This window comes from Arthrobacter celericrescens (genome assembly GCF_003614925.1).
GTDB classification, from domain to species: Bacteria; Actinomycetota; Actinomycetes; order Actinomycetales; family Micrococcaceae; genus Arthrobacter; species Arthrobacter celericrescens.
Genome location: NZ_QYLP01000096.1, coordinates 41610 through 57286, shown reverse-complemented (window position 1 = coordinate 57286; position 15677 = coordinate 41610). Strand labels below are relative to the sequence as shown.

13 protein-coding genes are annotated in these 15677 nt (G+C 68.8%); 5 read left to right on the top strand and 8 right to left on the bottom strand.

All coding sequences use genetic code 11. The features are described from left to right. The first annotated feature begins 8 nt into the window (after positions 1–8). Complete coding sequence (locus D3654_RS17710) at positions 9–2345, top strand: FdhF/YdeP family oxidoreductase (protein WP_245413314.1); 2337 nt, start codon at positions 9–11, stop codon at positions 2343–2345. 100 nt (positions 2346–2445) lie between these two features. Here the strand turns inward: D3654_RS17710 and D3654_RS17705 are convergent, their stop codons facing one another. From D3654_RS17705 to D3654_RS17685, 5 genes are all read right to left on the bottom strand, one after another. Beyond that, a complete protein-coding gene (locus D3654_RS17705; protein ID WP_120522770.1) occupies positions 2446–2844 on the bottom strand; it encodes a VOC family protein in 399 nt (132 codons plus the stop codon). A gap of 73 nt (positions 2845–2917) precedes the next feature. Further along, the gene (locus tag D3654_RS17700; protein ID WP_120522769.1) at positions 2918–3754 is read right to left on the bottom strand and encodes a phosphotransferase; all 837 of its coding nucleotides are present in this window, start codon (positions 3752–3754) and stop codon (positions 2918–2920) included. A 114-nt stretch (positions 3755–3868) separates the two neighbouring features. After that, positions 3869–4273, bottom strand: coding sequence for a RidA family protein (locus D3654_RS17695; protein WP_120522768.1), 405 nt, complete (start codon positions 4271–4273; stop codon positions 3869–3871). Continuing rightward, on the bottom strand, positions 4270–5031 hold the full coding sequence (locus D3654_RS17690; RefSeq protein ID WP_245413313.1) for an IclR family transcriptional regulator: 762 nt from the start codon (positions 5029–5031) through the stop codon (positions 4270–4272). Before D3654_RS17690 ends, D3654_RS17695 begins: the two co-directional genes overlap by 4 nt. Next, the gene (locus D3654_RS17685; RefSeq protein WP_120522767.1) at positions 5028–6059 is read right to left on the bottom strand and encodes a sugar kinase; all 1032 of its coding nucleotides are present in this window, start codon (positions 6057–6059) and stop codon (positions 5028–5030) included. The genes D3654_RS17690 and D3654_RS17685 overlap by 4 nt, the downstream gene beginning before the upstream one ends. 155 nt (positions 6060–6214) lie before the next feature. Between D3654_RS17685 and D3654_RS17680 the strand changes: the two genes are divergently transcribed. Genes D3654_RS17680 through D3654_RS17665 form a run of 4 tightly spaced genes read left to right on the top strand, consistent with a single transcriptional unit; the run spans position 6215 to position 11254 of the window. After that, complete coding sequence (locus D3654_RS17680; RefSeq protein ID WP_120522766.1) at positions 6215–7540, top strand: type III PLP-dependent enzyme domain-containing protein; 1326 nt, start codon at positions 6215–6217, stop codon at positions 7538–7540. 9 nt (positions 7541–7549) lie between these two features. Continuing rightward, on the top strand, positions 7550–9208 hold the full coding sequence (locus D3654_RS17675) for an N-acyl-D-amino-acid deacylase family protein (protein ID WP_120522765.1): 1659 nt from the start codon (positions 7550–7552) through the stop codon (positions 9206–9208). Further along, entirely contained in the window at positions 9205–9840 is a 636-nt protein-coding gene (locus D3654_RS17670) for a bifunctional 4-hydroxy-2-oxoglutarate aldolase/2-dehydro-3-deoxy-phosphogluconate aldolase (protein WP_120522764.1), read from the top strand. Before D3654_RS17675 ends, D3654_RS17670 begins: the two co-directional genes overlap by 4 nt. Positions 9841–9862: 22 nt before the next feature. Further along, positions 9863–11254 carry a GntP family permease gene (locus D3654_RS17665; protein WP_120522763.1) on the top strand — a complete coding sequence of 464 codons (1392 nt, stop codon included), beginning with the start codon at positions 9863–9865 and terminating at the stop codon, positions 11252–11254. Between the two features lie 350 nt (positions 11255–11604). On the opposite strand, the gene D3654_RS17660 is transcribed toward D3654_RS17665, so the two are convergent. The 3 genes from D3654_RS17660 to D3654_RS17650 all read right to left on the bottom strand — a co-directional run bounded on the left by D3654_RS17660 (position 11605) and on the right by D3654_RS17650 (position 15575). After that, positions 11605–12159 carry a universal stress protein gene (locus D3654_RS17660; RefSeq protein WP_120522762.1) on the bottom strand — a complete coding sequence of 185 codons (555 nt, stop codon included), beginning with the start codon at positions 12157–12159 and terminating at the stop codon, positions 11605–11607. A gap of 67 nt (positions 12160–12226) precedes the next feature. Further along, the gene (locus tag D3654_RS17655; protein WP_120522761.1) at positions 12227–12562 is read right to left on the bottom strand and encodes a CU044_2847 family protein; all 336 of its coding nucleotides are present in this window, start codon (positions 12560–12562) and stop codon (positions 12227–12229) included. A gap of 10 nt (positions 12563–12572) precedes the next feature. Continuing rightward, a complete protein-coding gene (locus D3654_RS17650) occupies positions 12573–15575 on the bottom strand; it encodes a CHAT domain-containing protein (protein ID WP_162943783.1) in 3003 nt (1000 codons plus the stop codon). Positions 15576–15677 lie beyond the last annotated feature (102 nt).

Genomic DNA, 15677 nt, shown 5'->3' with positions numbered 1-15677 from the left:
GAAACTTCTTGGACGCCTTCGACAACAAGCAGCAACTGGACGGTGTAGACGCCAATCGGGGTGCCGGTGAGGGGGAGGCGCCGAAGGGGAAGCCGGAGTTCAGCGGCCCGTACCACCACCCCGCAGCAGGCTGGGGCGCGGCGATGAGCGTGGGGCGGATCCTGCTCCGGGAACGCACCCTGCTGGACGGGCCCCGGGCCATTTTCCGGATGAACCATGAAGGCAAGGGCTTCGACTGCCCAGGATGCGCCTGGCCGGACGACACCAAGGGCCTGCACCTGGACATCTGCGAAAACGGCATCAAGCACGTCACCTGGGAAATGACCCACAAGCGGGTGGGCCGGGAGTTCTTCGCGGAGCATTCGGTGCAGGAACTGTCCGGATGGAGCGAGTTCGAGCTGGAGAACAAGGGCCGCCTGACCGAACCGATGGCCTACGACGCCGCCACGGACCATTACGTGCCGATCAGCTGGGGTGATGCCTTCGAGCTGCTCGGCCGCTCGCTGCGGGAACTGGACGACCCCAACCAGGCTTCGTTCTACACCTCCGGCCGGCTGGGCAACGAGGCGACGTTCCTCTACCAACTCCTCGCCCGCGAACTGGGCACAAACAACCTGCCGGACTGTTCCAACATGTGCCACGAAGCCAGCGGACGCGCACTCAGGGCAGCCCTCGGCACGGGAAAGGGGACGGTGGACCTGGCGGACTGGGAAGCCACGGATGCCCTGTTCATCATCGGCGTGAACGCGGCGTCCAACGCGCCCAGGATGCTGACCGCGCTCGCCGAAGCGCACCGCCGCGGGGCGCAGATCGTGCACATCAACCCCCTGGTGGAAGCCGCCGCGAGCCGCACGATCGTTCCGCACGACGTGCTGGACATGGCCATCTTCCGCTCCACGAAGAGCAGCACCCTGAACCTGCAGCCGCGCATCGGCGGCGACATGGCCCTGCTGCGCGGCATGGCCAAGGCCATCCTGGAAATGTCCGCCACCGACCCCAAGGCGCTGGACCAGGAATTCATCGAGCGGCACACCGCCGGCTTCGAGGAGTACCGGGCTGTCTGCGAGGCCACCCCGTGGGGCGACATCGAGCGGCAGTCCGGGCTGTCCCGGGCCGACGTCCTCAAGGCCGCCCGGGTCTATCGCAACGCCGACCGCAGCATCATCAGCTGGTGCCTGGGCATCACCCAGCACGACCACGGCGTGGACACCATCCGGGAGATCGTCAACGTGCTGCTGCTGCGCGGCAACCTGGGCCGCGAAGGCGCCGGGCCCTCGCCGGTACGCGGACACAGCAACGTCCAGGGCAACCGGACCTGCGGCATCGACCACCGGCCCACCGAGCACTTCCTGGCCCGGCTGGACGAGGTGTGCGGCATCGAATCCCCGCGCGCCCACGGCCTGGACACGGTCCGCACCATCGAGGCAATGCACCGGGGCGACGTGAAGGTTTTCGTGGGCATGGGCGGCAACTTCGCCCTCGCTGCCCCGGACACCCCGTACACCTACGCGGGGCTGCGCAACTGCGAACTGACGGTGCATGTGAGCACCAAGCTCAACCGCAGCCACCTCGTGCACGGGCGCCAGGCCCTGATCCTGCCCTGCCTGGGCCGCACCGAGAAGGACGAACAGGCCAACGGGCTCCAGAGCACCTCGGTTGAGGACTCGATGAGCATGGTCCACCTGTCCGTCGGCATGAAGCGCCCCGCGTCCCCGCAACTACTCTCCGAACCGGCCATCATCGCCGGTATCGCCCAGGCCGCGCTGCCGGAAAGCACAACGCCGTGGGCCTGGTACGTGGGGGACTACGACCGCATCCGGGACACCATGTCCAAGGTGCTGGACGGCTTCGAGGACTTCAACCGCCGCGTCCGGCTTCCGCTGGGGTTCCGGCTCAAGCAGCCCGCTCGGGAACTCGTGTTCAACACGCCGACCGGGAAGGCCGGCTTCTCCGCGGCCCCGCTGCCCGACGTCATCCCGGCCCCCGGAACCATCTCGCTGGGAACCATGCGCTCGCACGACCAGTGGAACACCACCATCTATTCGGACAACGACCGCTACCGCGGCATCAAGAACCTGCGCACCCTGGTGTTCATGAACAATCAGGACATGGCGGACCGGGGCATCAAGGAGCTCGACCCGGTGGACATCGTCAGCACGGCCCGGGATGGGTCAACGCGCTCGCTGCACGGATACCTCGCGATCCCGTACGACATTCCCCGCAGCTGCGCCGCCGGGTACATGCCGGAGATGAACGTCCTGTGCGCCATCGGCGACTACAGCACGCAAAGCGACCAGCCGATCATGAAGAACCTGAAAGTCACCATCGCGCGCAGCGCCGGTTGACGCTTGGGGCCCGACGGCGGCACCCTGCCTTCCCGTGAAAGTGCGGTGCCGCCGTCGGCTGCTTTTCCCGGGCTGTTTTCCGCGTCGTTAGCCCGGGCCGCTAAGCCGCGGGCCGGCTGACGAGCTGGATGAGGTTTCCGCAGGTGTCGTCGAGGACGGCCGTGACGACGGGACCCATGGGGGTGGGCGGCTGGGTGAAGGCGACGCCGGCGGCTTCGAGCTCCTGGTGGGCGGCCTCGACGTCGTCCACCGCGAAGGACGCCGCCGGGATGCCGTCCGCCACGAGCGCCTGCTTGTAGGCCCTGGCTGCGGGGTGCTGGTCCGGCTCGAGCAGGAGCTGGACGCCGTCGGGTTCGCCCGCGCCGACTACAGTGAGCCAGCGGTAGTCCCCGACGGGCACGTCTTCCTTAGGAACGAATCCCAGTTTTCCGGTATAGAACTCCAGGGCCTTGGCCTGGTCGTCGACAAACACGCTGGTCACGTGGATCCTGGCCTGCATGGGCATCTCCTTGCTGGGTTTGCTTGGTTCCGGCTGTGTGTGCCGATCCTACCGGGAGGGTGCGACGGGGAACTTACGGTGCCGCGAGCACCCGCTCCAGCATGGCGACGCCGAAATCCCGGAAGGCGTAATCGCCGATCCCGTGCGCCCACACCACGGTCCCGATGGCCTGGTTCAGGTTCTCGAGCCGCCAGATACTGTTTTCGGCGGGGCCGACGCGCCGCCCGAGGCCCTCATGAAAGGCATCCGCCAGGTCTGGGCTGCCAACAAACTGCTTATGGGACAAGCGGACAAGATCGTGTACCCAGGCGCGGGCATCCGCGCGACCGAAGTCGATGACCTTGATGCGGCCCTCCTCCTGCAGCCAGTTCCTTGGCTGGTAGTCGCCGTGGGTGGTTACCAGCTGGACAGGAACGGCGGGGAGGGCCGCCAGTTCCTTGGCCGCCCGGGCAAGGGTTCCGGCCTCGAGCAGTCCACGGCCCTTCTTCAGCAGCAATTCAGTGGTGTAGCTGAGCTTCTTCGCGTATTCCGTGGAGCTCCCGACGGGCAGGTGCAAGGCGGCAAGCAGCGCCCCGGCCTGGCGGTACGTCTCCGGGGCATGCTCGGCGGACGTTCCCTCGACCGGCACCCCGGGTAGGAACTCCGTGACCAGGATTCCGGCATCGGCCGATGCGTGCCGGAGCACGGGAAAGCTGCCCGCCGGCCCGGGCATCCCGTGGCTGTAGGCCGCGATCTCGCGCCGGATGTGGTGGCTGGTGGTGCCGGCCTTGACGATGAACTGCCCGCCGGCCGAGGCAACCCGGAGCACAGTGGTGTCCTGCAGCGGCCACGAGTGGTCCTTGAGGACGGAGTAGGGCCCGAGCCATTCGCGCAGCAGTGCGCGCTGCTTCTCCGTGATCCCCTGCGGCATGCTCCCAGCATGCCAGAGGCGCCCGCGCCCGGGGCAATGGATCAAAAAGCCCGACGCCGGCCTCCACCGAAAGGCGGGGACCGGCGTCGGGCGTTAGAACAGTAAGCGAAAAACCTACGCCGTCACCGCGAGGGCGTCGATCTCGACGAGCATGACCTCGTGCGGCAGGTCGACGAACACAGTGGTGCGGCTGGGGAGCTGGCCGCTGGGGACGTTCTCGTTGATGAACTCGCCGTAGACCTCGTTCATGGCGGCGAAGTCGTCGCGGGTGGTGAGGTAGACGCGGAACATGATGACGTCCTCCACCGAGGAGCCGCCGGCCTCGAGGATGGCCTTGACGTTCTCCAGGGTGCGGCGGGTCTGGACGCGGACGTCGCCGTCGTCGATGTACTGGTTGGTGGCCGGGTCCATGGGGCCCTGGCCGGACACCTGGAAGATGCCGCCCTTCTTCACGCCCTGGGAGAAGGTGTGGGCCGGGGCGGGGGCGTTGTCGGTGCGGACGATGGTCTTGGCGCTCATACTGCGTTCCTTTCGGTGGGGGTCCAGCCCAGATCTTGTGAAATGGCTGCGGTGGTTTCTGTCAGTTCGGGGAGCAAGCCCATGAGGCCTTCGTAGTCGAGCATGACGATCGGCACGGAGCAGGACGCCGCGGCCACGACGGCGCCGCTCGCGTCACGGATGGGGGCCGCGATGCAGTGCACGAACGCCTCATGCTCGGCGTTGTCGTGGGCCCAGCCCTGCTTCCTGACCACGTCCAGCTCGGCCAGCAGGGCCTCGGGGGAGGTCAGGGTGTTCTCGGTGACCTTGACGTAGTCCAGTCCGGCGGCGATTTTCTCCTGCCGGGCACGCGGCATGTCCGCCAGCAGGACCTTCGCGACGGCGGCCGAGTGCAGCGACGCCGTGAGGCCGATCCGCGAGTACATCCGCACGGGGTGGTGGGATTCGAACTTGTCGATGTACACCACGTCCTTGCCCTCGAAGGCCGCCAGGTGCACGGTGTGCCCGGTGCGGGCATTCAGTTCGGCCAGGTGCGGGCGCGCCACCTCGCGGATGTCGCGCTGCTCCAGGGCAAGGGAGGACAGCTCGAACAGTTTCGAGCCGAGGCGGAAGCGCTGCTCGTCGTCGCGCACCACCATCCGCTTCTCCTCCATGGCGTGCAGCAGGCGCATCACGGTGGTCTTGTGCACGGAGGAACTGCGGGCGAGCTCGTCCAGGGTGGCCGGCTTCGCGGCCAGCTCGTTCAGCAGGTCGATCGCGCGCATCAGGCTCTGGCTCACGGGGCCACGCTCCCTTCGGCCGGGGTTGCTTCCGGCACCTCGAAATGCCCGGGGCTGACCCGGATTCCGGCCCACTGCTCGTCGCTGCATTCCAGGATCGCGGCCAGTGCGGCGGCTTCGGGGAGCGGTCCGCGGTCCCCGTGCACGGTCAGCGTGCAGGCCGCGGCGGCGTGCCCGCGGCGCAGGCTGGCTTTCTGGCTCAGCCCGAACAGCACGCCGCTGAGGTACCCGGCGGCGAAGGAATCGCCCGCGCCCACCGGTTCCACGATCTCCACGGAAAGCGCCGGCACTTCGTCGCGGGTGCCGTCGCGGTGCAGGGCAATGGCGCTGATCGCTTCGTTCTTGATGACGACGACGGCGGGATCCGGCATGAGCGCGCGGAGCTCGCTTTCGTCTGTGGTGCCGAAGGCGTGTTCGGCTTCGTCCTTGCCCACCAGCACGATGTCCGCGAGGTTGGCCAGCTGTCGCAGCACCGACTTGTCCTGCCCGGCCCAGAGGGCGGGGCGCCAGTTGACGTCGAAGGTGATGAGCCGGCCGTCGCGCGGGGCCTTGAGGAGGAGCTCGAGGAGGGCCCGGCAGTCGGCGGACAGGGCGGCGGTGATGCCGCTGAGGTGGATGAGTCCGGCCTTGCCGAGCAGCTCCGCCACCGCCGGATTCGCCAGGGTGGCCGGGGCCATGGCGGAAGCGGCGGAACCCTGCCGGTAGTACAGAACCGAGCTGCCGGCGTCGGGATCTGAATACTGGGCGGGAACCTTCACGTACAGGCCGGTGGGCAGGCTGGCATCCACTTCGACGCCGGTGACGCCCACGCCGTGGTCCTTGAGGTCTTCGATGATCCGGGTGCCGAAGCCGTCGTGGCCCACGCGGCCCACCCAGTGCGCTTCGAGGCCCATCGCTGCCAGGCCCATGGCGACGTTCGACTCGGCTCCGCCGATGCTGCAGTGCAGTTCCTCGGCCCGGTGCAGGGGGAGCCCGTTCACGGGGGTGAGCATGGCCATGGTCTCGCCGATGCAGACAGCTGTTGGCATAAAGCTCCCCTTCTTTAGGTATACCGGGGCCTTGACGCCCAATCCGGGACCATGTTAGACATATCTGCAACAGCTTTGCAACCAGCGTTGCAAAATACGCAACGCAGATCCTTGGTGTGCCGGACAACGATCGTCCGGCCCCGTGAAGGGAAAACATGTCCACCTCCGAAGCCGGATCAACAGCCCCCGCCATCGCCGCCGACGCCGTCGCGCGGCTTTCTTCGGTTCCGCTGAGCTGGCGGCACAAGGCCGTGCCCGCCGCCGCGAACGGAACCACGGCCGGCGACTTCATCCAGGAGCGCCACACGCTGGCGGACCTGCAGACGCCGCTGCTGACGCTTGACGGCCGCGCGCTGGAGGCCAACGCCGACCGGATGGCCGCCTGGTGTGCCGAAAAGGGCGTCCGCCTCGCGCCGCATGGCAAGACCACCATGGCCCCGCAGCTCTGGGCCGAACAGCTCGAGCGCGGCGCCTGGGGCATCACCCTGGCCAATTTCGCCCAGCTTCGGGTGGCCCGTGAGTTCGGCGTCCGCCGCCTGCAACTGGCCAACAGCCTCACCGATCCGCACGCCATTGAGTGGGTGGCCTCGGTGGTGGGACCCGAACAGACCATCCTGTCCTGGGTGGACTCCGTGGCCACCGTGGAACTGATCGGCCGCACCCTGGACGCGGCCGGCAGCAGCGCCGTGCTGGACGTCCTGGTGGAACTCGGCGCCCACGGAGGGCGCACCGGCGCCCGCGGCATCGACGCCGCGCTCGAGGTGGCCCGCGCCGCCGCGGCCTCCCCGCACGTGCGCCTGGTGGGCGTCAGCGGTTACGAAGGCTCACTGGCCCACACCGCGGACGCCGACGCCCTCGGCGCCGTCCGCGGCTACCTCGGCCAGCTGCTTGAACTGCACCGACAGCTGCTGGCGGACGGCCTGTACGGCTCCGACGAGCTGATCGTCACCGCGGGCGGCAGCGCCTACTTTGACGACGTCGTCGACGTCCTCTCGCCGGCCATCAGCACCGGCGACGGCGGCAAGACGGTCGAGCTGCTGATCCGCAGCGGCGCCTACATCATCCACGACGACGGCTTCTACCGCGTGATCTCGCCGTTCTCCCGGCACGGCGGGCAGCCCTTCAGCTCCGCGATGCACGGCTGGGCCCGCGTGGTATCCCAGCCGGAGCCCGGCCTCGCCCTGCTCGACGCCGGCAAGCGGGACCTTCCGGTGGACGAGGGCCTGCCGGTCCCGCAGCTGATCGGCCCCGCGCTCGGCGGCCCCATGAGCCCGCTGGAAGGGGCCGAGATCACCGCCGTTAACGACCAGCACTCCTTCCTGAGCTTCGACCCCGCCACCACCACTGTCAGTCCCGGCGACGTGGTGCGGCTGGGCCTCTCCCACCCGTGCACGGCCTTCGACAAGTGGACGCTGATCCCGGTGCTGGCTGACACGGACGGTGACCAGACCGTCGTCGACCTCATCCACACTTTCTTCTAGGAGCACCGGATGAAGACCCTCATCAGCAACGCCGTCCTCATCGACGGCACGGGCGACGCCCGGCGGAGCGCGGACGTCCTGCTGGACGGCACCGACATCGCACGGATCGCCGACGCCGGCAGCCTCACCGCCGCCGGAACCGGCGCCGGGCGCACCATCGACGCCACGGGACTGGTCCTCAGCCCCGGGTTCATCGACATGCATGCCCACTCGGACCTGCAGCTGCTGGTCACCCCGGAGCACTACGCCAAGCTCAGCCAGGGCGTCACCACCGAGCTCCTCGGCCAGGACGGCCTGTCCTACGCACCGGTGGATGACGCCACCCTGGCCGGGATCCGCCAGAAGATCGCCGGCTGGAACGACAACCCGGAGGACTTCGACTGGGACTGGCGGACCGTGGGGGAGTACCTCGACCGCCTGGATACCGGGAACGACGGCGGCCGGATCGCCACGAACGCGGCCTACCTCGTGCCGCAGGGCACCGTGCGGGCGCTCGTCATGGGCTTCGACGAAGGCGAAGCCAGCCCGGAGCAACTGGAGCAGATGCGCGAGGTGGTCCGGACCGCGATGGCGGAGGGCGCCGTCGGGATGTCCTCCGGGCTGACCTACACGCCCGGCATGTACGCCACCACCGAGGAACTCGGGGCGCTGTGCAGCACGGTGGGCGAACTGGACGGCTTCTACGCCCCGCACCACCGCTCCTACGGCAAGGGCGCCCTGGGCGCCTACGCCGAGATGATCGGCCTGAGCCGGGACACCGGCTGCGCCCTGCACTTGTCCCACGCCACCATGAACTTCGCCGAGAACAAGGGCCGCGCCGGCGAACTGCTGGGCCTGATCGACGAAGCCCTCGACGCCGGCGTGGACATCACCCTGGACACCTACCCGTACCTGCCCGGCGCCACCACCCTCTCGGCGATCCTGCCCAGCTGGGCCTCCGCCGGCGGCACGGACGCCACCCTGGACCGCCTCCGGGACCCGGACACGAAGGCCCGGATCCGCGAAGCCGTGGAAATCTACGGTTCGGACGGCTGCCACGGGGTCGTTGCCGAATGGGACACCCTGGAAATCAGCGGCGTCCAGAACCAGTCGCTCGCCGGCTATGTGGGCCGCACCATTGAGCAGATCGCGCAGGACGAGGGCCGCGAACCATTCGAGGTCTTCACGGGCATCCTGCTCGATGACCGCCTCGGCACCGGCATCCTGCAGCACGTGGGCCACGAGGAAAACGTCCGCGCCATCATGGTGCACCGCACCCACACCGGCGGCAGCGACGGACTGCTGGTGGGTGGCAAGCCGCATCCCCGGGCCTGGGGCACCTTCCCGCGCTACCTCGGCCACTACAGCCGGGAGCTGGGCCTGATGAGCCTGGAGGAAACCGTCCACCACCTCAGCGGCCGGCCCGCCGCGCGGCTCAAGCTGGACCGCCGCGGCCTGGTCCGCGAAGGCTACGCCGCGGACCTGGTCCTCTTCGACCCGGAGACCGTCCGCGACAACGCCACCTTTGAAAACCCCCGCCAGGCAGCAGCCGGCATCCACTACGTGTTCGTCAACGGCACGGCTGCGATCGACGGCGGCCGGCCCACCGGCGCGCGTGCCGGCCGTGCCCTGCGCCGCAGCCCCGACGGCCGCACCCGAGCAACCCGAGAAGAAGGTACCCACGCATGACCCCCGAAGAATTCATTCTGCAGCTCGAGGCGGACCGCACCCTCGCAGTCGTCCGCGCTCCCGGCATCCCCGACGCCGCCGAGCTCTGCCACGCCCTGGCCGCCGGCGGCATCCGCTCGGTGGAGCTGACCTTCACGACGCCGGACGCCCTCGCCCATGTGCGCCGCGCCGCGGACACCGCCGCTGAGCACGGCGCCGCGGTCGGCATCGGCACCGTCCTCACCGCGGACCAGGCCAAGGCCGCGATCGACGCCGGCGCGAAGTTCCTCGTCACCCCGGGCCTGCGTCCCGAGGTGGCCGAAGTGGCCGTCAAGGCAGGGATCCCGTTCAGCCTCGGCGCCATGACCCCCACCGAGGTGGCCCAGGCCGTGGACCTCGGCTCCGCCGCGGTGAAGATCTTCCCCGCCCGCCAGCTCGGACCTGTGTACCTGAAGGATCTGCAGGGCCCCTACCCGGGCATCAAGCTCCTGCCCTCCGGCGGCATCGACGCCTCCAACGCCAAGGGCTACCTCGACGCCGGAGCCGCCGCGGTCTGCTGCGGAACCAGCGTGGTGCCCCCCGCCGCCGTCGCCGCTGGCGACTGGACCGACATTTCAGCCCGGGCCGCCGCCTTCACCGGCGCCCTCAAGTAGGAACCCCGGAAAGGAACATTCAATGACTGAATTCCTCGACTGGCTGCGGCACGACACCGCAGGCCTGCTCCTCCTCGCAGGCGCGGGCATCGCGCTCCTGCTCTTCCTGATCATCAAGGTCAAGGTCGAACCGTTCATCGCCCTCGTGGCCACCAGCGTCCTCGTCGCCCTGGTGGGCGGCGTGACCATTGAAGCCCTCGTGGGCACCCCGGTCAAGAGCGGCGACGCCCTCATTGAAAAAGGCTTCGCCGGCATCCTCGGCCACATCACCCTGATCATCGGCCTCGGCACCGTGCTGGGCGCCATCCTCGAACGGTCCGGCGGCGCGGAAGTGCTGCTGGGCAAACTAGTGAAGGTCTTCGGCGAAAAGGGCACCCCGCTCGCCATGGGCGTCACCGGCTTTGTGCTCGGCATCCCGGTCTTCTTCGACATCGGCATCTTCGTGCTGGCCCCGCTGGTCTACGTCGCGGCCGTGCGCGGCGGCCGGTCGCTGGCCCTCTACGCCCTGCCGCTGCTGGCAGGCCTCTCCGTCACCCACGCCTTCCTGCCCCCGCACCCCGGCCCCGTGGCCGCGGCCGGCCTGTTCCACGTGGAACTCGGCTGGATCATCCTCATGGGCCTGGCCTGCGGCATCCCGGCCTGGTTCGCCTCCGGTATCCTCTGGGGCACGTGGATCGGCAAGCGCGTCAACATCGCCGTCCCCGAAGACCGCGTGATCCCTGAGGCCGAGGAAGCCAAGGGGCACGAGCCGTCCATCGGCCTGGTGGCCCTCGCCATCGGCCTGCCCATGGTGCTGATCCTGGGCGCCACCTTCGGCAACGTGTTCCTGCCCGAGGGCACCCTGCGCGACGTCCTGGTCTTCTTCGGCAACCCTGCCATCGCCCTGACGGTGGCCGTGGCGCTGTCCATGTGGCTGCTCGGCATCCGCCGCGGCATGACCGCCCAGGACCTTTCCGAACTCAGCTCCGCCTCCCTGAAGCCGGTGGGCATGATCCTGCTGGTGGTCGGCGCCGGCGCCTTCTTCGGTGCCGTGCTGTCGGCCACGGGCGTGGGCAAGGCCGTTGCCGATACGCTCTCCGCGGCGGGCCTGCCGATCATCCTCGCCGCCTACGTGATCGCTTGCGGCATGCGCATTGCGCAGGGCTCCGCCACCGTGGCCATCGTGACCACCGGCGGCATCCTGGCCCCCGAGCTGACCTCCGGCGACTACTCCCAGCCCGAGCTCGCGCTGATCGCCATCGCCATTTCCTCCGGCTCGATCATCGCCAGCCACGTCAACGACGGCGGCTTCTGGATCATCTCCAAGTACTTCAACATGTCCGTCAAGGACACCCTGAAGACCTGGACGGTGCTGGAGACCGTGCTCTCCGTGGTCGGTTTCGGCATGGCGGTGCTGCTGTACCAGTTCGTCTAGCTTTCCAGCCCCCGACGGCGGGTGGCTGCCCCGGCGCGATTGCCGCCCGGGCTGCCGCCCGCCGTCGTGCGTTAACGGCGGCGAAGGCTGGCCGCAAGATCGTCGATTGCCCGCAGATGTTCCGGCGTTGTTGCCGCCAAAACGGGGCTTAAAGCAAAGAGCTCCGGAGTGCGTTATTGGGGGATACGCACTCCGGAGCGGCCTTTGGACAGGTTCCTTACGGTTCCTGCTGACAATCAGCTTACGTGCCGATTTACCGCGCCGCCACCACCTCGAATAAGTACTTTTGCTTTAGTTTCAACCGACCTGTTTTGGCTTCCAGGCGGCACTCCCGGCCCGCTCCGGACGCGTCACGACGCGGCGGAACCGTCCGCGCCGTCCTCGTCCATCTCGTCCCCGGCCCGGTGCGCATGGCGGGCCTGGACCGCCTTGGCCAGCGGCACGATCAGCACCGGGCGGCTCTGGTGGTGGCTCAGCCAGGAGGCCACCGAACCGTTCAACGCCTCGGAAATCCGGTGCCCGATCCCGGGCTCAGGGCTGCCAACCACGATCATGGAGGCGTCGATTTCCGCGGCGAGCCGGCCGATCGCCCGCGCCGGATCCCCGGCCAGGAGCCGCAGCGTCCACTCGACTCCGCTGCCCTGCGCGAGCTCGGTGATGCGCCCCTTCAGTCCCTGGCGCACGGCGGCGATATCGGCGTCGTCCTTTTCCGGGTGCAGGGACAAGCGGTGGGTGTCCCTGGCGGGGTCCCATTCGACGAGGTAGCTGGCCTCGTCCACGTACGCGCACACCAACGGCGCGTCGAGGCGCTGGGCGAAGGCGGCCGCCGTCTGGAACACCTCGGGATGCTGCTCCGGCAGGATGCCGAGAAGCAATGGGGACCGTCCACTGAAGCCGTCAGACATACTCAAATTGTCGCGCGATGCCAGGGCAATGAACAGGCTTCCAGCCAGCGGAGGTGGGCCTTCGGAGTCAGCTCTCCAGGCCCTTCGTCCACTTCATGGTGACGTTGAAGTTGGATTTGGCGCTCGCGGCCGCGATGAACGCGCCGGCCTCGGCGTGGAGGTCGATTCCGAATTCCACGCTCACCTCGTCCGGCCGGTGATCAATGCGCAGCAACTCGTCGATCACGCCTTGGACAGCTGGGCGGACGTTGCTCAGGGCGCGCTCGAAGGTCTGCTGTGCCCGCGCAAAGACGCCGGGGTCGTTGGCCGAATGGTTGCCGCCCCGGGTCAGCACGCCGGAGCCGGACACTTCGATCAGGACGGTTCCGTCGCCGTCGGTGGTGTACTGGATCAGCTGGGTCATGGCGTTCTCCTTACTTCGGGGTGCCCCGGCGGGCGGCAACCCGTCCGGCAAGGACGAGGAACAATATTCCCGCCACCAGGACCGCCAGGCTGTGCGCCAGGAGGAACGGGGGGCTGGGAATCCAGACGAGAACCACCGTGCAGGCAGCGAGCATGAGTGCCCAGGCCCCCAGGGACGGGACGGAAGGGTTCCGCAATGCCCGGCTCCCAGCCCACACGCCTGCGCCTGCCTGCACGAGGCTGGCCGCGACTGTGGCGGCGGCCACCTTGTCATCGAAACCGAACCATGCGAACGCGGCGTTCCCCACGGCGATCAACGCCATGGCCTGGCGTCCCCTGCGGGTTGTGTCGGGCAGGCCGGCGGCAAGGAGCAGGAGGAGTCCTGCCGGGCCCACCAGGCCCATGGCCAGCCTCACCTGGTTGATCGAAGAGCCGGACCAGTACCACCAATTCGCGTCGTCGGTCACCAGGAAATAGACCAGGAAAGCGAGGCCAAGCGGGCCGGCAGCGAGCAGCAGGATGCCGGCCCACCGGAGCATGGCGGGATTCAGCGGCGCGGACGGGGTTTCCGGCTGGGCTTGTGCTGGCCTCACTGGCGCCGGACGTTCGTGTCCCGGCGGGTTCTGTGCAGGCCGGGCCTGCCACGGCTGCGATGCCCAGGCCGCCGTCACCCCGGCAATTGTCACGGGAATGAAGTAGCTGAGCTGGAAGGCCAGGGGATTGCTCCGGTTCCACACGAGGACCACCGCGGCCAACGAGAGGCCCAGGATCCATCCGGCAAGCCTGCGCGCCATCGGCTCGCGCAGGCACACGAGTACCAGCAAAACGGCGCAAACGCACTGTGCCCCGGTCAGGAAAACGGCCGTGGCCTCCGGGAGTCTCGCCAGGCCGCCCCAGCCCAGGAGCGCCGAGAACACAGCAGCCGCGGACATCAGGATCCGGCCGGGAACAGCCCGGGTGGGAACCCCGGCTGCTGCCATTGCCACCAGCGCCGCGGGAATCAGCAGTCCCAGCGCCAGGGCAAGGGGGATCGCGCCGGAATCCATCTTGTAGACGTACCAGTAGTACTCGGTCACCGCCGACGCACCCGTGATCCCCGCCATCGCGAGCAGGAGCCCGCCTGCGAAGCCGAGCCAGGCCTCCCACGGCCGAGCCGACGGCCCTGCCGCCGGAACTCGCGGCACTGTCGGAGCGGGTTCCGGCGCCGGGGGCTCCTGAACAGGAGGCCTCTGGACTGCAGGCTTCTGGACTGCAGGCTTCTGAATCGTGGGCGGCGCTTCGGGCACCGGCCTTTCCCGCGCCTCTGCGCGCTCCTTGGCGGCGCGCTCGTCCCGGGCGGCGCGTTCCTTTTGCAGTTCGGCGAGTTTTCGCAGCTCGGAGCGGGCCGCCGTCGTGAGTCCCTGAGGGTCCGCGGCCTGATGATCCAGCGCTTCAAGCTCGACGGCGACATCCACCACCGCCTGCCAGCTCCCGCCGTGGAAGTGGTACCGGAGTTCGCTCTGCAGGTCCGCGACGCGCTGCCGGTGCTCGCACTCGCGCCGCCGGGCACCGGCGTCGGGATAATCCTCTTCGCCGTCCAGCAGCGCGAAGGCTTCGGCGGCGGCTCCCCACTCCTGGGCGTCCTCCGCCTCACGGGCCAGCCTGTACTGTTCGGCGAGCTGTTGGCGGTGCACCGCGGAGTCCCGCAGGGATTCGGCGTCCCGGTATCCCGGTTCCAGGGTCAGGAGATCCTCGAACAGTTCCGCGGCCACACCGAAGTTCTTGACCCGGAGTTCGGCCCCTGCCTGGACGTAGAGGGCACGCAGCTGTGCCTGGCGCGTCCGTTCGTTCTGCAGCGCGGCTTCGGGCGGCGGTGGCGGGGCCGGCGTCGGAGCTGGTGCGGGGCCGGGCGGGGCGTGTTTCGCGAGGGGCGCCAGCGTGAACAGCTGGGTGGAGCCGCCCCGAACGTAGAGGGCCGGAGTCACCCACTCCAGGGTGCCGTCCGGGCTGGCCATGACCGAGATCCGGCCTACGCGGGCGGCTTCGTCGACGGCCCGCCCGTTGGCAACTGCCGCGTAGAAGCCGTGCGCGAAGGCAATCGCGGCCGAATCACTGATAGCGAACTGCATGGCCGCCACGGCGTTGATGCCGCTCCGGACCAACGACGCTGCCGTACCCGAAAAGAGATCCGCCCGGCTCATTTCGCCGGAAGCGCAGGAATTGAGGACCACCAGGCGCGGGCGCGGTGCCGCGACGCTCAGCAGGGCCATGAATCGGACGGCCCGGACCATCGCCGAACGTCCGTCCGGATCCTCCATTGCGATCCGGCCCTCGTCGCTGCGGTAGTCGTAGTCGCCATGGCCGATGAAATGCACGGCATGCCACGGTCCCGCCAGCAGCGAGGACTGCACGGCGTCCCATGTTCCGGAGGGGGCCCACACCAGCTCCACCCGGCCTTCGGCGACAGGACCGGCCAGGGCGTTCGCAAGGTTCCTCTTCTCGGCCTCCGCATCCAGGGCAGGGAGGTCTCGAGGGGCCGCCGCGATGCCGAGGATCCGCAGGGGAGGGGTGATGTCCAAAGGGTTGGGGTGATAGTCGGCGGCAGGTATGTGGCGAAGCAGGGGCTCCGTCTGGCACAGGTAGCTTTCAGTCTCGGGGTCGAACAGCATTTCCCAAGGCAGCGCCGCGAGTTCCGGGGCCGCGAGCCGGAGGACCAGGCGCACCTGCTGACCTGCGTGCTGGGCTGCTCCTAGGCTCGCCCGGTAAGTGCCGTACACCTCGCGGGTGAAGAGGGACTGGAAGAGTTCCTGCCCCGCGGCCCGCACCGGCAGTTCCATGATCGGCGTGGTACGCCTCGCCGCAACGCTGGAGGCCAGTATGGTCGCCTCCAGTTCGGCCCGCCGGGCGAGGATGGCGCCGACGTCGAGCATGAACGAGCCCGACCCGTGGCCGCCGGCGGGAGCCCGCACCACGTGCACTGTGTATTCGCCCTGCGCTGAGCCGGGGCCGATTTCCAGCTCGATGTCACAGTCCAACCCGGGTCCCCTTAGCCGCGGACCATGTCCCGCCATGATCTATAGCAAAAGGTTGTCGCAACAGGGTTCGCCGCACAAGGGCCTATTGAAGAGCACTGCCGG